This is a genomic window from Paenibacillus sp. 2KB_20 (genome assembly GCF_052115765.1).
Taxonomy (GTDB): domain Bacteria; phylum Bacillota; class Bacilli; order Paenibacillales; family Paenibacillaceae; genus Paenibacillus_AQ.
The window spans coordinates 1-19,598 of the sequence record NZ_JBFRHH010000020.1; the positions used below are offsets into that span (position 1 = coordinate 1).

The following is a 19,598-nucleotide window of genomic DNA, read 5'->3' on the forward strand; positions in this document are numbered from 1 at the left end:
AACCGTACAAAACATGAAGAAGATAGCGATCCACCTGGATCGCCTGGAAAACAGGGGGTAATCCCCCATTTTCCCTGTTGAAGTGACCACTTAAAAAGGGAGAAACCCTGTACTTTGAAAAAAGCACAGGGTTTCTCGACAATCTGAGCCTGGAAAACCAGGCTTTTTTTATTTAATCGTATATTGGGCCTTCGAATCAGGATCTACGAACTGCAAAATTGAAAAGTGCACTCTATTTCTTGACCGCAATTTCAGCCAATAGATCAGGTTTTTTTCGCCACCGGATTTCCCGGATTGGTTGTGATGCTTAATGACTTGCCCAAAATATTATTTCTGCACCGCTGCTTTCAGCATTTCGATCTTCTGTTCTTTGGACATATCCCATGTGGCTGAAATGCTGTATTCGAAGCCGCCTTCATGCCAAAACACGTATTTTGGATAGATATGCGCCGGGAAGTCATCCTCAAAGAAGCCTTTCTTCTTACTTCCCTCTGAGTCCAACGTATACTTTGAAATGGCCAGTGTGTCTTTCCCGTTCGTATACTCAAGACGGATAGTTGCCGCCTCTTCCCAATCTATCTTTTTCGCATAGATGGGTTTTCCGCTCTTCTTGCCTTCGGCCCTTACTTCATCAAGGAACTTGCCTTCAGTTGGACCTTCAATTCTCGCTTTGGAAAACTTATATCCCTCCGGCAAGTTGGCGGGCTGCTTCAGGATGGAACCTTCCAATGTGGAAGCTCTTTTCAAGTAGTCCTCGTAAGCGGTAAATGTTTCTATCCCTCCCCAATAACTTAGGTCGAATCCGCTGTTAAGATCCTTATATTTATGATACAGAACGTACATATCGCCTGTCTCATTACTTAGCTTCTTCACTCTATTGGTCTCAGCTTCGATATACTTCTTTTCCTCTGGAGTTAGAGCCTTGGCTGCAACTTCTGCTTTTTTCTGCGCCTTTTCCAGTTCGTTCTTGTAGAGCTCGCGGTCTATATCTCCCTCGGGATAGATCATATCAGCAGCTTTTAAATCCTGTTCCGATTGCACGGAAGCCTTTGGTGTTACGCTCCCTGCATCGCTTTCCTTAGCATTAACCAATGTCACGCTGCCAAGCGCGATAATCATCCCCATCGCCAGAATGGATAGACGGTATGATTTTTTGTGAAAATGTTTAATCATCGTAAGTCTCCTTTTCATTTGTTTATGTGTGGCGGACAGGCCGGCAAGCCCCGGCTGGCGTTGGTTTCCTGAAAAATGCTCCAACACGTGGATGATCGTTTGTCCGTATGCATTGTTTTGCTGCGGGCTCATCCGATTCAAGGCGCATGCATCGCAAGCCATCTCCTGATCCTGTCTTGCTTTACGTACGGCTAGCCATAATAACGGATTAAACCAATGGATGATCAGGATGGTATGCATCAACCAGTTCACGGCGACATCCCGCCGCTGAATATGCGCGAACTCATGCGCCAGAATATATTGAAGTTGATCTTTTTTCAGCGTGATGAGCAGACTGGGCGAAATGGCGATCGCCGGCTTGCTAAAACCGACCACGGCAGGTCCAGGAATTCGCTCGCTGGACAGAAATTGCACTTTTTGCTTCACGCCTAATTGCTGTTTCGTCTCGTGAAACACTGCCGATAGAAAAGGCGTATCTATCTTTCGGCCCGCGCGCAGGGCTTGTTTCAATCGAAGCTGGTCGTATATCGTTTTCGCGGCAAGAAGCAGCACGCCCGCAAACCAAACCGCAATCAGCGTATTGGTGAAGCCTATTTGGTTGAACCCATTCCACCAAAAGCCGCTCTCCTGCACGAGTCCCGATTCAAGGGATGGAGCAGGTACTTCCGAGGTTCCGCTTGCTCCCGGGTTTATAGAGCGCTCAACATGAACCGTCGCCTCGCTTATTCTCCCCGCTTCCTTCCCACCCGATGAAACTTGAGTTTGTTGATGAATACCGGGTGCTATGGCCTCCAAAGACAAAACATTGTATAGGCTAAGCGAGGATTCCGGAGCCCAAGGGAGCAGCAAACGTATGGCTACAGGTAGCCAAAGCCAATATTTCCATCTGGCCTCAATTTTGTTTCTTAATAGAAACTGTAGAATCAGCACAAGTACGATCAGGATGGAGGCCATGAACGATCCGCGAATCACCCAGCCAAAAAAAGACAATAAATTTTCATGCAATGTAGGACTCATCAGGGCTCTCTCTTTTCTGTTTCCCCGTCGCTGCGGTTATCGTCAAACAATGCCTTTAGATCCTCGATTTCTTGCGCATTCAGTTTTTTATCCTGCAGAAAGTTGGCCAGCATCGGCTTTAAAGATCCCCCATAAAGCTTTTTCATGAAGGATTTGGTTTCGGACTGCAGATACTCCTGCTCGCTGATGATCGGATAAAATAGTTGGGTGCGCTTTGAACCCTTTTCCAGTTTCGCACCCGCTGCTTCCTTCTGCACCAGACGACTGAGGAGCGTCCGGGTCGTATTGGGGCTCCACCCCATTTGATCCGTCATTTGTTTTACGACCTCGCTGGAAGGGCAGTCCGGATTTGTCCACAATACGCGCATAATTTCCAGCTCTGCATCCGTAATCGGTGGTATTTGATTCATGCATGAAACCTCCAAAGTCAATTTACTCAGACTACATATGTAGTTATAATACACATGCTACATTTGTAGTTTAGTAATGTCAACTTGTTTGGCAGAGCGTAATTTCTCGTTTTTGTTACACGAAAAAATGATTCGCACCGCCTGTGGGCATGATGATCTGCAAAAGAACCCATGTCATCGTATTTTGGAGCGCCTGTCCGAGAAAAAATATAGCTGGCGCAAAATGTTATTTTTTCACGGCTGCTTTTAGCATTTCGATCTTCTGTTTCCTGGACATATCCAAAGAGGAGGTTGAAATGCTGTATTCGAATTTGCCGCCATCATTCCAAAAAACGTATTTTGGAAAGACATTCTTCGGCAGCTTATCGTCAAAGAAACCTTTTTTCTTGCTTCCCTTCGAATCTACCGTATCCTTGGAAAAGCCCAGCGTGTCTTTTCCGCTCGCATATTTAAGACGGATGGTTGCCGCCTCTTTCCAATCGATCTTTTTCACATAGATGGGCTTTCCGCTCTTCTTACCTTCGGCCCTTACTTCATCAACGAACTTTCCTTCGATCGGACCTTCAATGACCGCTGATAAAAACTTATATCCCTTTGGCAGGTTGGCAGGCTGCTGCAGAATGGATCCCTTCAGGGTTGAAGCTTTTTTCAAGTAGTCCTCGTAAGTAGTGAATTCATGAATCCCTCCCCAATAGCTAATATCAAATCCGCTATTTAATTTTGGGTACTTATGATACAGGACATACATATCACCCGATTCTTGGGCCAACTCCTTCACTCTCTGGATCTCAGCTTCGATAAACTTTTTTTCCTCTGCTGATATAGGCTTGGCTGCTTCGTCTGTTTTTTTAACAGTGGCTTCTTGGGCTTTCTCGTTGGACTGCGCCTTTGCCGCGAGACTTACGGAAGAACCCATTAATAAAATGCTGCTTAGTGTCGCGATCGCTACTTTCGTTGCTGCCTTCATTTGGTAATGCTCCTCTCCTATGATTTTTTGTTTTTATAAACTACAACTGTAGTTACAAATCAATACTACAACTGTAGTTCAATAATGTCAACACGGTTTGTGCAGATTTTTTTGTTTTCGTTGAATACAAAAAAAGAAGAGCTGCCCCTGCAGGTTAAAATGCAAACCCAAGTGACACCCCTTCATTATGATCATTTCATATAGGATATCGGTACCCGATCCGGATAATCCGTAATAATCCCATCCACATTCGCTTGAAGCACGTAAGGAAATTGCAGCATGTCCCGAATGGTCCAGACCATCGTTTTCATCCCGGATTGATGGATCTTTTGAACCAGCCCCTTAGAGACCAGTCTCAACGATATATTCACATATTCCGCATAGGCTTTCATATCCTCCAACCGCTGCTTGGATAAGTCGCCCGAACTGGTGATAATAACGCCCAGCGGGATATCGGGCATTATCTTGTGGAACCGAAGCAGCGAGTCCGTATCTGCAGACTGCACGATGATCAGGTCCTTGTACCGCTCACCACCATCAGCGCCGAAGATATACCTATTCAAATCGTCTGCGACCTTTTGCTCGATACCCGGATACCGGGAGGGGGATTTCAATTCGATCAACAACCCGATACGTCCTGTGAAATGCTCAAGTACCTCCGCCAATGCAGGAATGACTTCTCCTTTAAACGCCGAATCGTACCATGAACCTGCATCCAGCCTACGCATCTCCTCGAAGGTTAAATTACCTACCTCTCCTTGTCCATCCGTGGTTCGCTCAACCGTGGAATCATGAATCACGACGACCTGCCCATCCTTACTCAATTGGACATCCAGTTCCAGCATATCCGCTCCCATATCAAACGCTTTAACAAAAGAAGCCATCGTATTTTCCGGGGCATATCCCGACGCCCCCCGATGGGCGATATTAACCCAGGACTGGTCTCGATCTACGTCAGCGATATTTTGAGAACCGGTCATTGCAAGCACAACTGCTAAGATAAAAATCATTCTTTTCATTGGGCTATCAATCTCCTAGTCGTACCTTGTTCACTTCATGGCTACCTCGTGAAGGATCATTTCAGGACAGCCTGCCCATCCCATCTGATGCTAATTCTTCCCTTTCTGCTCCAAGTTCAGTCAGATATGAATGAACTCAGCTCAATGTTCACCAGGTATGATTTTTGTTCATTTTATATTTAGCTCTTGTAATATGAACGTAAATGGAGTAATTTGTACATACATGAACATTATAAATTTCATTAAAATACAATCTTGAGGAGATGAATGAACATGGAAAGACGTTATGCCTCACACCCGAACGAAGTGAAACAATTTGACACAGAAAGACTCCGCAAGGAATTCCATATCCCAGTCCTGTTTACGCCTGACAAGCTGGAGCTTGTCCTGACGCACGAAGATCGTATGATTATCGGTGGCGCCGCTCCCGTTCGAGAGCAGGTCAAACTGGAAACGGACCTTAAAGAATTGGGTGTTTCCTCTTTCCTGGAACGCCGTGAGCTTGGCATTATCAATATTGGCGGACATGGTACCGTGCTGGTTGACGGTGCAGAGCATGAATTGAACAACAAAGAATGCTTGTACGTTGGCATGGGTACGAAAGAGGTTATTTTTAAAAGCACGGATCCATCCAACCCAGCCAAATTCTATTTGAACTCTGCGCCGGCGCACCAAACATTCCCGACAGCTAAAGCCACTTTGGAGGAAGCTGATTCCAGCGCTTTGGGCGATATCAAAAATTCCAATGATCGTGTGATCTATCGTTTCATCCATCAAAAAGGCATTGAGAGCGCCCAACTTGTTATGGGTATGACCCTGCTGAAAGAAGGAAACATGTGGAACACGATGCCTGCCCATACCCATCCAAGACGCATGGAGGCTTATCTCTATTTTGATTTACCGGAAGAAGCGGTGGTCATCCATCTGATGGGGGAACCTAATGAAACGCGGCACATCGTTATGCGCAATGAACAGGCCGTGATTTCGCCAAGCTGGTCGATTCACAGCGGCGTAGGCACAAGCAACTATACCTTCATCTGGGGTATGGCCGGAGATAATAAACGTTATGATGATATGGACCCGGTGTCCATAAAAGATTTAAAATAGAGGGGATTATCCATTAACCCACGGAAGAGTTGAGATTCATATGAACCCGTTACGACGCTATGAAAAAATAATGGAGTACCTTCTAACCCATAAAGAAGTGACTGTCGCCGATCTAAGCCAGCAGCTTCAGGTGACCGGAAAAACGATTCGCGAGGATCTGACCAAGCTCGAGGAACAAGGTCTAATCGTTCGTGTGCATGGCGGGGCTGTGCTTGCGCACAGCGATCAATTCGGCATCCTGCCGTCCAAAGAACCACTTGCCAAGCACCCGAATGAAAAAACCGAAATCGCGCTGAAAGCACTGAAGCATATCAACACCGACGACATCATTGCCCTGGACGGAGGCAGCACCACGCTGGAGATCGCCCGCAGGCTGGAAGACGTGCCCCTAACGGTCATTACGAACGATGTCTATATCATCAGCGAACTGGCAACGAAGAATCATATCCGTTTGGTCGTACCGGGGGGCTACCGGGTCCGGAATATGCTTGCAGGCCCCGAAGGCGTATCGTATGTAACGCAGCTAAACATTCAAAAGGCCTTCATATCCGCGACGGGCGTCCATCTTGATCATGGATTGTCCATATATACCGGGGACTTGATCCCTTTCAAACGGGCATTAATCGAAACCTCGCTGGAGGTTTATGCCGTTGTTGACCATCATAAATTCGGGCAAACGGCATTAAGGACTTTTTCATCCCTGCAGGAGATCAGCGGCATCATTACCGATGCGGGACTGTCACCCGAGACGGTCAATCAATATGACGGTGCCGGCGTTACTATGCTGTAACCGCTGCATAAAACTTAACGACCGGGTTAGCTTCATACGATTCTAATAGAGAGCAAGTGAGAGGGGATTTACGGAGCATGAACAGGTTTGATTTATCAGGCAAAACTGCAATCGTCACAGGTTCCGCCAGAGGATTGGGACAAAGCATCGCGATAGCTCTAGCCGAAGCCGGCGCGGATATCGTTGCCGTGTCCATGAATACAAGCGCCGAAACGATAGATGCCATCACTTCACTCGGCAGAAAAGCTTCCGAAATTCAGGTCGATCTAAGCGACCAGAGCAAACTCCAGCAGACTTTTGACCAAGCGCTGGAGCTAACAGGGCACGTGGACATTCTCGTGAACAATGCCGGCATTATCCGCCGGACACCGGCCAAGGATCATGCTACACAGGATTGGCTTGACGTGATTGATTTGAATCTGAATACTGTATTCTTACTGTCCCAACTGGCCGGAAGACATATGATTGAACGCGGCAGCGGCAAAATCATTAATATCTGCTCGATGCTGTCCTACCAAGGCGGAATCAACGTGCCCGGATATACGGCAAGCAAGCATGGTGTTGCCGGTCTTACGAAAGCATTGGCTAATGAATGGGCAGCCAGTGGCATCCAGGTGAACGGAATTGCTCCCGGTTATATCGAAACCGATAATACGGCAGCTATCCGTCAGGATGAGGAACGACGCACTTCCATCACGGATCGTATTCCTGCCGGACGCTGGGGTAAACCCGAGGATATTGGCGGACCTGCCGTATTCCTCGCTTCCGCCGCTTCGGATTATATGAACGGACATGTACTTTGTGTTGATGGCGGATGGATGGCCCGTTAAGGGTCATAAGCGCTGTATCAAAAGCATGTCAACCTAAGTTTCATCCCAATCTAGCGATAAGAGGCTGTGCTTTTCCACTGCTGCTGCAGGCAGAGGAAGCACAGCCTCTTTTTCGTCCATTTTCCTCTTTCATCTGATTAGAGACCCTAAGTTCTTGCCGGGTACCGACATTTCACGAATATACGAACCATCCTTTGGGACATCCTAACTTTACGAAATGGGCCTCGAAGGACCGTGAATAAAGAAAGGATGGTTTTTGGAGTCATGCGCGGAACAAAATCGATACGTTGGATCAGTCTTGCCTGTATATTCACACTGATCGGTTCAATAGTCCTTACCGGCTGCACCCCTAACAGCAATGACCGGGTGCCAACCCCCAATATGGGCGTAAACCCTTACCGGGTGAACACCGGCTTCCTGCTTCGGAATGCCGTGGAACGCGGAACCCTGCGAATTGCAACGGAACGGGATTATCCTCCCTTCAGCTACCATGGAACGGGCGGAAGACTTACGGGTTTCGATGTGGAAATCGCTGAAGAGGTTGCCCGTCATATGGAGCTAAAAGCAGAATTCGTTGAAACCGAATGGGAGAATTTGCTGCCAGGGCTGACGGAAGGCAAATACGATGCCGTCTTCAACCAGATTGAAGACCGGCCGGACCGGCGGGCCCTTTATGATTTTTCCGTCGCTTATCTATCCTCTACTCCGGTTCTGCTTGTGCGTTCCTCTGGCGAAGATCAGATCCGTACCTTCTCGAATATCAAGGGTAAGCGTGTCGGCCTGAACCCCACCGGAATCTATAAGGATATGGCTAAGAAGCATGGAGCGGACATCGTCCCGATCAAGTATATATCAGACGCAGCCCACAAGCTCGCAAATGGAGAGCTGGATGCCGTCATTTCGGACCAGTTATCCGTGACCAACCTGAAGCAGCAGTTCCCTGATCTGCCGGTTGCTACCGCTGAATCCGCCAATCAGGTGTTCGAGATTTCTGCCGCCTTTGTAAAAGGGAATCCGGATCTCGTCGCTGCCGTTGATAACGCACTGGCCACCATGCAGCAGGACGGAACGTATTTGACCATTTGGAACAAATACTTTGGAGACGCTCCGGTGAGTTATAAAGGCATCCATGATCGAAAGGTTAAATAGAATTTTCCACATTCAAAATTCCCGACAAAAAGGCGTTTGCTTTGCTGGATTCAGCAAAGCAAACGCCTTTTTACATGTGCATATTATGATTCTTCGGCTGTCTCTCCCGCATTCGCTTCCTTAGCGTCCGCTTCATCCTCTGTCTCTGCAGCCTCAACGGCACGAGGCACGATGACGGTTGCGAGAATCTCCTCATCCGAAGCATGTAATGTAATACCCTCCGGTACTTTAATATCTGCAACCGTAAGCTTGTCGCCTATCTCCAGAGCGGATACGTCTGCTTCAAGGGTAGAAGGCAGTTCGCCTGGCAAGCCCTCTACTTCGATTTCGGTCACCTGGGTTTGCAGAATACCGCCAGATTTCGTTCCGACAGCAGTACCATGATAATCCACCGGAATGCTGACACGAACCGGCTTATTCATGGAGATCCGCAGAAAGTCCACATGGGATACAGTGCCGCGTCTCTTTTGAATGTCCTTAATCAAAACCGGAATTTTACCAGAGCCTGGAATATCAAGCTGGAATACCTCTGAACGTCCGGTGTGAAACAGCTTGGCCGTATCCTTGAAATTAACAGCAACTGGGATGCTTTCCTCGCCCCCGCCGTATACGACGCCGGGGATTCCGCCATTCTCGCGAAGCACTCGGCGAGAAGCCCGTGTAAATTCGTTACGAACATCTGCCTGGAGTTGAACTGTGTTTCCTTTTGACATGAGTGACATCCTCCTTTATCGAAAACAAAGTCTATCTCATTATTACCCTATTTCCCTGCTAACTAATCATGAGATGCAGATGTTTTAAATTTCAATTCAATGGGTAATGAATTGTACCCCTTTTGAAATATAAATAATGGGAGCCCCCCTTTCAGTACAAAAGGAGGGCTCCTTATTTTTTTACGATACAATCCTCAACTCGCCATATCCTGCTGCTCTTGACCCCCAGAGCCTTCGTCTTTGTGACTTCGCAGCGAAATCCGTACCTTTGCTTCATCCGGCGGAATATCGATAAACCAGTCGTTCTCGCCTTCCCGATCCTCCCAATCATTCAACCTGACGATACAGCCGACCCGCTTGGTTCCGGAAGCTGCGTAGAAGACCGCTCGAGCTTTGCCGCTGTCCGCCTTTGAGAATGGCACGCTGCCATCCTGCACGCCCGTTCCCCACACCCATACGTTCCAGCCATCATAAGCTTGATCACGTCTCTCATATTCGATCTCAACGGTAGTCAGCCCTTGCTTCTTCTGGGCCTGATCCTCGTACAACACCATCAGCGACAGCCCTGGGACGGCTATAGATCCTTGGTCCAACGTCTCGATCGTATCCGTACCTGCCTGGCGATCATTCACCACGATGTTCCAGCGGTAAGGCGTAGGCGGCAGATCAACCGTCATTTCATGCTCATTCCCGTTCACGATCACAACGATCTGTCCCCAGCTATCTTGTGCGGCATGATGCGTTAACCGGTAGGCAATAATCCGATCGCTGCTGCGCAGCACTTCCATATGTTCCTCAATCTCTTCTCTTGCTGCCATCCGAAATGCTGGATGGGCTTTGCGCAGGGCAATAAGGCCTTTGTAGTAGTCAAACACAGGTCTGAATCGTTTCTTGTTCGACCAGCGGATGGCATTAACGGCATCCCCGCTGCGGTAGCTGTTATGATCGCCAAATTTCGTGCGAAGCAGCTCATCGCCGGCATGCAGCAGCGGAATCCCCTGAGAGAGCAGTACAATGCCGTTAGCCAGCAAGCTGCGGCGCACAGGCACTGCCGACATCACATCTTCATCAGGAATATCGACATAAGGCTTAGATGCAGCAGTTGCCTGCCATACATCGCCGCCGTTAACCAGCTTCCCGTCCATCAGATGGAGCAGCCCTGCCTGCTCTTCCATCCCGTGTGCCACCAAAATTTTGTCCCACAGATTCAAATTATCGTGCACGGTGACGTAATTGACCGTCTCATCCGGATGCAGCGCAAAATCATGGATCGAGCCCATCATCCCTTCAACGACCGCACCCTCGTACCATGGTTCGCCCGTAGCAAACCCAGGGCCGCGACCGTCATTGTCACCCTTAATGGCATGCCGGAAATGATCATTGAATACAGCAAAGCCTTGACCCCTCTGGCTTCCTTTGACGGTCTGTTCCGTTAACGGGCTTAAGCCTCCTGTCCAGGGTTCACCATAAAACAGAAGAGAGTAATCCACCTCACGCCGAAGCTCACTTACAAGCTCTTTCATCGTTGTTGTATCGATCAAAGCCATCAAATCAAACCGAAATCCATCGATGTGATACTCCTCGGCCCAGTACCTTAAGGAATCCTTGATGTATTTGCGTACCATCGGCTTCTCCGTAGCCAGCTCATTGCCTACGCCTGAACCGTTCGATAAATTTCCATATCCATCCTTGCGATAGAAATACCCCGGCGCTAATCGTTCAAACGGACCGTCATCCACCGTATACGTATGGTTGTAAACCACGTCCATGATGACACGGATTCCCCTCGCATGCAGAGCCAGAATCATCTCCTTCAGCTCCCGGATGCGCACAATTGGATCCATAGGGTCTGTCGCATATGACCCTTCAGGAACGTTGTAATTTTGCGGATCATACCCCCAGTTATACTCGCGGTTCAAGCAGCCGGTTTCATAACCGTCCAGCTCATTGACCGTTCGAAAATCAAATACCGGCAGCAGATGCACATGGGTTACACCCAATTCTTCAAGATGATCCAGGCCAATGGTATTCCCTTCGGAATCCCGCAGGCCACCCTCCGTGAATGCCTTATATTTCCCTCTATATTTCATTCCCGAATCGGTATGAATCGAGAAGTCGCGTACATGAAGCTCATAGAGCACCGCATCCGTAGGCTTCAACAGCTCGGGTCTAACATCCTGCTCCCACCCCGGCGGATTGCTCTTCGCCAGATCAACAACCGCCCCGCGGCAGCCGTTGGCGGACACCGCTGTTGCATAGGGGTCAACGGCATAACACACGTCACCGTCCACTGACTCGATTTGATACATATAATACGTTCCATGAAGATCCCTGTTTACGACAGTCGACCATATACCGTCGCCACTATGTTCCATTGAATATAAAATACCGCCCTCGTGATCCGTTACGAGACCTTGCTCGTTATACTCTCCCGGACTTTCATACAAAGCCAGTCTCACATGAACCGCTTCCGGAGCCCATACCTGAAAGGCCGTTCCCTCTCTTCGGTAGGTTGCCCCCAGCTTAACACTAGTGCAGCTCTTGATCATGTCCATAGTCATCATCACCGTCACTTATAAGTAGATTTACTTCCTAGTATGGGCGCCTGAATCATAAGACAGACCTCTAGCACATGAATGTAGAACGCTTTCATATACCATGATATGCCAAAAGCCCTGATTTGGTTTGGGTTTGATGTCAATTAACTATATATTTAGGCTATTATACTAGCAAATATGCCGGGTGTCTTTCTTTTGACAAAAAAACATCTGCCCAAATGGACAGATGTTGTCAATGTATGGTTTTCGTGGAAAAAGATTAGTAGAGTCCTCAAAACAAACGAAGTGCTTCATCAATTCCTAAGACCGTTCGGGGCTTCCTCCCCTTACTCGCCTGCAACTTCTATGGATTCCACCAGAGCCACTACTTCCTCTGCGGTACCCATTTCAATTGCTTTGGCAGCGAGTGCCTGCATATCACTGCGGGACAGCTTCCCGATCTGGCTGCGCGCCGGAAGAATGGATGTAGCGCTCATGCTAAACTCATCCAGCCCCAAACCGAGGAGAATCGGAATCGCCGTGGCGTCACCGGCCATTTCACCGCACATACCAACCCAGCGGCCTTCGCGATGAGCGGCATCGATAACCATTTTAACCAGTCGCAAAATCGCCGGATTATAGGGTTGATACAAATAAGAAACCCGTTCATTCATGCGGTCAGCGGCCATCGTATACTGGATAAGATCATTCGTTCCGATACTGAAGAAATCAACCTCTTTCGCAAACTGATCCGCAAGCACCGCAGTGGATGGAATCTCCACCATGATCCCGAGTTGGATCTCCTCGGATACCGGAATGCCTTCGCTTACAAGCTTGGATTTCTCTTCCTCCAAAAGCGCTTTGGCTTCGCGGAATTCACCGAGTGTCGCGATCATGGGAAACATGATTCGCAGATTGCCATGGACGCTTGCGCGGAGCAGTGCCCGAAGCTGTGTTCTGAAAATATCCTGACGGTCCAGGCACAGCCTAATGGCCCGGAATCCCAGGAACGGATTCATTTCCTTAGGAAGATCCAGATAAGGCAGCTCTTTGTCCCCGCCGATATCAAGCGTGCGGACAACAACCGGCTTGCCTTCCATTTTCTCCAGTACCGATTTATAAGCGACATACTGGATCTCTTCGGAAGGAAGTTTATCTCTGCCCATGTACAAGAATTCCGTACGATACAATCCTACCGCTTCCCCGCCATTCTCCAACACGCCAGTTACATCGTTTGGTGTCCCGATATTGGCGGCCAGTTCCACATGGATCCCGTCCTTGGATACCGTCGGTTCGGAGCGGAGTTTCTTCCATTCCTCGACCTGTTTGGCGTAGGCATCCTGCTTCGCACGGTATTGGGCTACAATAGCTTCAGTAGGATTAATGATGACATCCCCTTCCAGTCCGTCAACGATGATCAAATCCCCGTTTTGGACCGAAGAGAGCACGTTTTTCGTTCCGACGACAGCCGGAATTTCAAGCGAACGGGCCATGATGGCAGAATGCGAGGTACGCCCGCCAATATTCGTCGTAAATCCTTTAACGTAGTTGCGGTTCAACTGCGCTGTATCCGACGGGGTCAAGTCCTCTGCAACCACGATCACTTCTTCGCTGATTTCGGATGGACTGACATAATTCAGGCCGAGCAGATGCTTAAGAATACGTTTGGTTACGTCGCGCATATCCGCTGCCCGCTCCTGCAAGTAGGCACTCTTCATGTTCTCGAACATTTGAATGAATTGGGTTGCCGTTTCATTTAAGGCGTATTCCGCGTTAACCGAATCGGAAGCGATTTTCGCTTTGACCGGTTCAATCAATTCCGGATCATTCAGGATGAGAAGGTGAGATTCGAAAATCTCAGCCTTCTTCTCCCCGAGTTCCTGAAGCGTGCGGGCTTTGATCGCTTCCAGCTCAGCCTGGGACTGAGCCAGCGCCGCATCCAGCTTCGAAAGCTCGGCATCTGTGTCTGCCACTTGCTTTTCCGTAACAGAGTAATCGGGATGCTCCAGCGTAAATGCACGTGCAATCGCGATGCCTGCGGAAGCCGCGATTCCTTTCAAATTATTCATGAAGCTCGCCTAACCCTTCGTTCACCATCACTTCTTGCAGTGCAGTCAGCGCTTCGCTCTCATTGCCGCCTTCCGTGATCAGTGTCAATGTATCACCTTGCTCCAATCCGAGGGACAGAACGCCCAGGATCGATTTCAACGTTACTTTTTTGCCGTTAGCTTCAGCAAATGAATTGGTATCCTGGAATTTGTTCGCCGTATTTACCAATGCTGTTGCTGGACGTGCGTGAATTCCATCTTCGTCAATAATTCTGAATGTTTGTTGCATGTTCATCATCCTACTTTCGTATATTTAAATTTTTTGGAATCCTTGAGATAACCGTGAAATTAAGGTTTCAATATGGTGATGATCCCTTGTTCACCGCTTTTTACTTCACCGGTCTTGTTCAGCTTCACAGAAGCTCCTTCCGGCAAATTCGAGAAGATCACAGGAGAGATAATCGATTTGGCATTCGCCTTCACATAATCCAGATCCACTTGCATGATCGGTTGGCCTGTAGATACCAGATCCCCCTCCTGAACAAGCACTTCAAACCCTTGCCCCTTCAGCTTAACGGTATTGACGCCGATATGGACAAGCACTTCCTTGCCGCCATCGGACATAATGCCGACCGCATGCTTGCTGGGGAATACGTTAAACACGGTTCCGTTAACAGGAGAAGCGATCGTTCCGTTATGAGGCAATACCGCAAATCCATCCCCCGTCATTCGTTCTGCAAACACAGGATCAGGTACATGAGAAATATCCATAAGCTCTCCATCGACTGGAGATGCGATCTCCTCCATGACAAGCGTTTCTCCGTTCTGACCCGCCTGCAACTCTTCTTTAGCAGTCGGCATCGTTTCCACATCCGCTGCTGCAGGTGCGGTAGTCGGTGTTATACCCGACATAATGTCCTGGATTTGCGATTTAATCGTATCGGAACGCGTTCCGAATATCGCCTGGATATTATTCCCCACCTCCAGCACACCTGACGCACCCAACTGTTTCAGCCTTGTCTTATCGACACGACCCTTATCTTTCACCTCTACCCGAAGACGGGTAATGCAGGCATCCAGATGCGCAATGTTAGGTTGGCCGCCAAGCGCAGTCAGAATGTTAAGCGGCAGTTCATTTTTGCTGTCACCACTTGCTCCCTGGGAGCCTGATTCCGACTCCGATGCAGAAGCTTCCTCCCGGCCCGGCGTCTTCAGATTGAATTTCCGAATGACAAACCGGAATCCGAAATAATAGATTACTGCCATGATAGCACCAACAATGAGAACATTCCACCATGGCGTCCGATTCGGAATGACACCGAAAATCATGTAATCGATCAGGCCGCCCGAGAAGGTCATGCCAATCTTGGTACCCAGAATATGCATGGTCATGAAGGATAGACCTGCGAACAACGCATGCACGACGAACAAGATCGGTGCGACGAACAGGAAGGAGAACTCTAGCGGTTCCGTGATCCCGGTCAAGAAGGAGGTCAGTGCTGCCGACCCCATAATACCAGCAACGAACTTTTTGTTCTCCGGTCTCGCTTCATGATAGATAGCAAGCGCAGCAGCAGGAAGACCAAACATCATAAACGGATATTTACCCGTCATGAAGGTGCCTGCTGTAAACTCGACACCATCCCGAAGCTGAGCCATGAATATATTTTGATCACCGCGCACCATTTGACCTGCCTGATTCAAATATTCCCCGAACTCAAACCAGAATGGAGAATAGAAAATGTGGTGCAGACCGAACGGAATCAATCCGCGTTCCACAACGCCGAACACAAAAGCGGACAGCGTCAGGTTTTGCTCCAGCATAAAATGGGATGCAGTGTTAAGCGCAGACTGGATCGGTGGCCATATAAAGACCATTAACAGACCAAGCAAAACGGACGTTGCAGCCGTCATAATCGGAACAAAGCGTTTTCCTGCAAAAAAGCCCAGATAGGACGGAAGCTCTATTTTGAAAAATCTTCGGTACATGCTTGCCGCTAATATACCTACAATAATTCCGCCGAATACCCCGGTTGCCAGGGTCGGAATGCCAAGCACGCTGGCATATTCGTAATTCGTGCCAATCATCGATGGCGTCACACCTATAACGCTGCCCATGGTAACGTTCATGACAAGGTAACCGATGATCGCAGCAAGCCCGGCCACACCTTCACCTCCGGCCAAGCCGACGGCAACCCCCACTGCAAACAGCAAGGATAAATTCGTGAACACAATTTGTCCCGCATTCATCATGACAGTGGCAGCTGCTTGAACCCAAGCCGCATTGAGCCACGGTGCATACTGCAGGAAATCAGGGTTGACCAGCATATTTCCAAGGCCGAGTAATAGTCCGGCCGCCGGCAATATGGCCACGGGCAGCATCAGAGCTTTACCGACCCTTTGCAGGACGCCAAAAAGCCGCTTAAACATGAAAATTCTCACCCTCTATCTAGTTGTGATCACAAAGCTGAATGTAGAACATCATAAAACAAGCAAATCAAAAAAAAGGCATGAGTAACCACGGGAAAATGGATGGCTAATCTCATGGATTAGATTACCCAAAAATGGGTAATAACAACCAAATTCCTGCAATACTCATGCCTGATCGAATCAGTTACACGTTTGATTTGAAGTTTTATGCTTCATAACTGTTCGTATTGTAACATCGTTCATTTTTCGTTGCAACCACATGGTAAGGGACTTAATAAAATCTTCACATTTGCTCGCCCTGCTCTTTGCGCTGGACCAGCCGCTCCAGATGAATGGTCAAATAACCGGCTTCAGCGGGATATACGGGCTTCTTCAGTCGCTGCTCCATCATCTTTGTCAGTTTCCATGCCAAGGAATACGTCTCAGGATATTCACGCTTCAGCAGACCATCCAATGAACTCGTCTCGTTTACCGCTTCTCCCCGCCGAATCCGCTCCAACGCAAACCGGAGATGGGTTAGTAGACGGGAATAATCCAATGAGTCCCTCGGGATGGTATAATCCAGCTGCTGTTCAACGGTATGCACTAGGTCCGCGATCAGCTCCGAATGTTTGCGAACCTCCGAAATGTGCTGGTTTGTGAGCGCGCCGTGAAAATGAAGGGCAATGAATCCGATTTCCTCTTGGCCCAAGTCGACCCCAAGTTTCTCCCTGATGGTACGGACGGCGTATTCCGCCATCTCGTACTCCTCTGGATACATCTCTCGGGTTTCGTATAAAAAGGGATTATGAATATAGAGACCTTGGGCATGGCGTTTAATGGCAAATGCAATATGATCAGTCAACGCAATGTGGATATGCTCATTCAGAGGAGCGTCGCTGGATTTGGCAGCGTTCAGAATAATGTCATTCATCGCCTCAATCAGCTTCTCATCGATATGAGGCACCAGCTGCTTATACTGCTCCTGCTCCTCCGGTTTGGTCAAAATGAACATCTTCTCGGCAGCGGAGGCCAGGATACGGTCTTTATTCTTCCGGTTAAAGCCAATTCCCTTGCCAATAACAACAACCTCGCCATGTTGAGGATGCTTCGCTATGATTACATTATTGTTCAACACTTTAGCCACTTGTAAGCTGCTCACGTTTGCACCTCTTTTTGATTCATACGCGTATACTCGGATATCTTATCAGAAATATCTGAGCGCGGCAAAATCATATGTGGTTGCCAAAGACTCCAAAGTGCCGTACCGCTCCCTGTGGGCGCTATCCAATCCTACTTGCCGCTCGTTCTATTCTTCCTTCGCAGCACTTGTCTCAACAGGCACCGGTACAGGTACAAGCTCCTGCTCCACAGCTACCGGCTTTTGGGCCGGGGCAGACTTCTTGGTCAATCCTTTAATCAGTTCTTCCACATCAATCCCTGACACACTCTTCAGCATTTCAGGCGCCGTGGACATCAGCTCGGTCACATAATTGCTCACGCGAGCTGCTCCCTCGCCTTTGCCTGTATCAACAACCGTCAGCTTGTCGATGGACGAGATTGGCTCAGCAATCTTGCCGGCAAGCTCAGGCAGCATTTTTACGATGATGTCTAGCACAGCAGCTTCTCCGAACTTCTGGAACGCTTCGGCGAGTTTCTCTTTGGCATCGGCTTCGGCAATACCGCGCAGGCGAATGACTTCGGCTTCAGCCGTACCTTTCGCACGCTCAGCATCCGCAACCGCCAGACCATCCAGGCGCTTCTGTTCCGCAGAGGCTTTAGCTTGGGTTTCGATGGAATACTGCAAGGCATCCGCTTCGCGCATCTTGCGGGCCTTATCCGCTTCGGCCGCCTGCTCAACGGCATAGCGATCCGCTTCGGCCTTTTTCTTCACGTCCGCGTCGTACTGCTTCTCACGAATCATGATTTCTTTTTCCTGCAGATCGATTTCCCGTTCCTTACGAACGAGCTCAACTTTCATCTGCTCCTCAACCGCCGTTTGTTTGGCACGGGCTTCCTGGATATGATAGGCTTGGTCTGCTTCGGCCTTCGCCGTATCCTGCTCCTTCTTAAAGGAAGCGACCTTCAGCTCCCGTTCCTTCTCGGCTTCCGCGATGTTGGTATCACGTATAACCTCGGCCTTCTGTCCTTCTTCTTCCGCGCGCGCTTTCTGAATCCGCGCGTCACGCACCGCTTCGGCTTCGGCAATCTCCGCATCCCGCTTTACCGTAGCGATCCGTGGTTTACCCAGCGCTTCCAGATATCCATGCTTATCGCGAACGTCCTTAATGGTAAAGGAAACGATCTGCAATCCCATCTTCTTGAGGTCTCTTGCAGCGACACCCTGAACCTCCTGCGCAAATTTATCGCGGTTACGGTAAACTTCCTCTACCGTCATGGAACCGAGAATGGCACGTAGATGACCTTCCAGCACTTCCTGGGCTTCGCCCTTCAGCGCTTCAATCGGCTTACCCATGAATTGCTCGGCTGCCGTTGCCACATCTTCGATCGAGCTTCCCACTTTTATGATGGCTACCCCATCGGCCATAACCGGAACGCCTTGCTCCGTGTACACTTCAGGTGTCATAACATCCAGTTTATGAGATAAGAGCGATACAAATTCGGAGCGCTGAAATACGGGAAGTATAAATGCGCCTCCGCCGCGCACGATTTTGATTTTGCGGCCGGATTCATCCTCCGACAAATTTCTACTTCCCAAAAAAGAACCGGTTACGATCATCGCTTCATCCGGGCTCACCGTTTTGTAACGGGCCCAGAACGCAAGTCCTAACACGACAATGACGCCTACAACAATCGACGGAATTACTAAGAATTCTGGCATTAAATCAATCCTCTCCTTTTCGTTCTTCCAGTTCGGACACTCTCAGGACACCCTCAACAACGTCGACAACCACCACACGGACACCTGCGGGGAGACTTTGGCGATCAAAGCTAGACGCGATGTGCGTCGTGTTGCCTGCGCCAACCTTGACCATCACTTCACCGAATCCTTCTGCAGGAAGCGGTACGGTGACAACGCCGATCATGCCCGCGAGCTCCTTTATGGAGAAGCCCGTCGAGTTCTCGCTGTTCGCCATCGGTTTAACGTAGCCGAAGTAGACGAGAATCGAAATGACGATAGCCGCTAAGACAGACAGCGTTACATGGGCACCTGCCGCTAATTCCGTGTATTTCGTCAGCATGATTCCGGTACCGCCAAATACAGTGATTCCTCCAGCGATCACAACCGGATTGAAAAAATCCACTGACAAAAAGTCCAATAATCCGTCAAGCGCCGAGCTAAGTATGTCACCAAGCACTACGGTTACGATGGCAAATATCACGCCTCCGATCAAGCAGCCCCAATATAACGCTTCCATGTTGATTGCCCCCTCTAGAACTCCTTACTGTGTATAACAAGTAATACGG

16 protein-coding genes are annotated in these 19,598 nt (G+C 48.9%); 4 read left to right on the top strand and 12 right to left on the bottom strand.

Annotation, left to right across the window (positions count from 1 at the left end):
• Positions 1 to 327: 327 nt before the first annotated feature.
• From AB4124_RS31150 to AB4124_RS31165, 4 genes are all read right to left on the bottom strand, one after another.
• A complete protein-coding gene (locus AB4124_RS31150; RefSeq protein WP_076320489.1) occupies positions 328 to 2,190 on the bottom strand; it encodes a M56 family metallopeptidase in 1,863 nt (620 codons plus the stop codon).
• Positions 2,190 to 2,600, bottom strand: a complete 411-nt coding sequence (locus AB4124_RS31155) for a BlaI/MecI/CopY family transcriptional regulator (protein ID WP_076320488.1) — start codon at positions 2,598 to 2,600, stop codon at positions 2,190 to 2,192. Before AB4124_RS31155 ends, AB4124_RS31150 begins: the two co-directional genes overlap by 1 nt.
• A gap of 226 nt (positions 2,601 to 2,826) precedes the next feature.
• Positions 2,827 to 3,567 carry a hypothetical protein gene (locus tag AB4124_RS31160; RefSeq protein ID WP_076320487.1) on the bottom strand — a complete coding sequence of 247 codons (741 nt, stop codon included), beginning with the start codon at positions 3,565 to 3,567 and terminating at the stop codon, positions 2,827 to 2,829.
• Between the two features lie 191 nt (positions 3,568 to 3,758).
• Positions 3,759 to 4,586 (bottom strand): glycerophosphodiester phosphodiesterase, encoded by an 828-nt coding sequence (locus tag AB4124_RS31165; RefSeq protein ID WP_076320486.1) that lies wholly within the window; start codon positions 4,584 to 4,586, stop codon positions 3,759 to 3,761.
• 273 nt (positions 4,587 to 4,859) lie between these two features.
• Between AB4124_RS31165 and kduI the strand changes: the two genes are divergently transcribed.
• The 4 genes from kduI to AB4124_RS31185 all read left to right on the top strand — a co-directional run bounded on the left by kduI (position 4,860) and on the right by AB4124_RS31185 (position 8,462).
• Positions 4,860 to 5,693 carry a 5-dehydro-4-deoxy-D-glucuronate isomerase gene (gene kduI, locus AB4124_RS31170; RefSeq protein WP_379416045.1) on the top strand — a complete coding sequence of 278 codons (834 nt, stop codon included), beginning with the start codon at positions 4,860 to 4,862 and terminating at the stop codon, positions 5,691 to 5,693.
• A 40-nt stretch (positions 5,694 to 5,733) separates the two neighbouring features.
• On the top strand, positions 5,734 to 6,483 hold the full coding sequence (locus tag AB4124_RS31175; RefSeq protein WP_076320484.1) for a DeoR/GlpR family DNA-binding transcription regulator: 750 nt from the start codon (positions 5,734 to 5,736) through the stop codon (positions 6,481 to 6,483).
• Between the two features lie 77 nt (positions 6,484 to 6,560).
• On the top strand, positions 6,561 to 7,313 hold the full coding sequence (kduD, locus tag AB4124_RS31180; protein WP_441975235.1) for a 2-dehydro-3-deoxy-D-gluconate 5-dehydrogenase KduD: 753 nt from the start codon (positions 6,561 to 6,563) through the stop codon (positions 7,311 to 7,313).
• A 264-nt stretch (positions 7,314 to 7,577) separates the two neighbouring features.
• On the top strand, positions 7,578 to 8,462 hold the full coding sequence (locus AB4124_RS31185; RefSeq protein ID WP_441975236.1) for a transporter substrate-binding domain-containing protein: 885 nt from the start codon (positions 7,578 to 7,580) through the stop codon (positions 8,460 to 8,462).
• An 83-nt stretch (positions 8,463 to 8,545) separates the two neighbouring features.
• Here the strand turns inward: AB4124_RS31185 and AB4124_RS31190 are convergent, their stop codons facing one another.
• The 8 genes from AB4124_RS31190 to AB4124_RS31225 all read right to left on the bottom strand — a co-directional run bounded on the left by AB4124_RS31190 (position 8,546) and on the right by AB4124_RS31225 (position 19,549).
• The gene (locus AB4124_RS31190) at positions 8,546 to 9,175 is read right to left on the bottom strand and encodes a 50S ribosomal protein L25 (protein ID WP_441975237.1); all 630 of its coding nucleotides are present in this window, start codon (positions 9,173 to 9,175) and stop codon (positions 8,546 to 8,548) included.
• Positions 9,176 to 9,369: 194 nt separating this feature from the next.
• Positions 9,370 to 11,724: a type I pullulanase gene (gene pulA / locus AB4124_RS31195; RefSeq protein ID WP_441975265.1), complete on the bottom strand. Its 2,355-nt coding sequence runs from the start codon at positions 11,722 to 11,724 to the stop codon at positions 9,370 to 9,372.
• A gap of 335 nt (positions 11,725 to 12,059) precedes the next feature.
• Complete coding sequence (ptsP, locus tag AB4124_RS31200; protein ID WP_339292762.1) at positions 12,060 to 13,781, bottom strand: phosphoenolpyruvate--protein phosphotransferase; 1,722 nt, start codon at positions 13,779 to 13,781, stop codon at positions 12,060 to 12,062.
• Positions 13,774 to 14,049: an HPr family phosphocarrier protein gene (locus AB4124_RS31205; RefSeq protein ID WP_009591829.1), complete on the bottom strand. Its 276-nt coding sequence runs from the start codon at positions 14,047 to 14,049 to the stop codon at positions 13,774 to 13,776. The genes ptsP and AB4124_RS31205 overlap by 8 nt, the downstream gene beginning before the upstream one ends.
• 59 nt (positions 14,050 to 14,108) lie before the next feature.
• Positions 14,109 to 16,190, bottom strand: a complete 2,082-nt coding sequence (ptsG, locus tag AB4124_RS31210; RefSeq protein WP_430133365.1) for a glucose-specific PTS transporter subunit IIBC — start codon at positions 16,188 to 16,190, stop codon at positions 14,109 to 14,111.
• Between the two features lie 283 nt (positions 16,191 to 16,473).
• Positions 16,474 to 17,331: a glucose PTS transporter transcription antiterminator GlcT gene (gene glcT, locus AB4124_RS31215; RefSeq protein WP_076320478.1), complete on the bottom strand. Its 858-nt coding sequence runs from the start codon at positions 17,329 to 17,331 to the stop codon at positions 16,474 to 16,476.
• A gap of 147 nt (positions 17,332 to 17,478) precedes the next feature.
• Positions 17,479 to 19,011 carry a flotillin family protein gene (locus AB4124_RS31220; RefSeq protein WP_076320477.1) on the bottom strand — a complete coding sequence of 511 codons (1,533 nt, stop codon included), beginning with the start codon at positions 19,009 to 19,011 and terminating at the stop codon, positions 17,479 to 17,481.
• 4 nt (positions 19,012 to 19,015) lie between these two features.
• Positions 19,016 to 19,549, bottom strand: a complete 534-nt coding sequence (locus AB4124_RS31225; protein ID WP_076320476.1) for a protease — start codon at positions 19,547 to 19,549, stop codon at positions 19,016 to 19,018.
• Between the last annotated feature and the right edge of the window lie 49 nt (positions 19,550 to 19,598).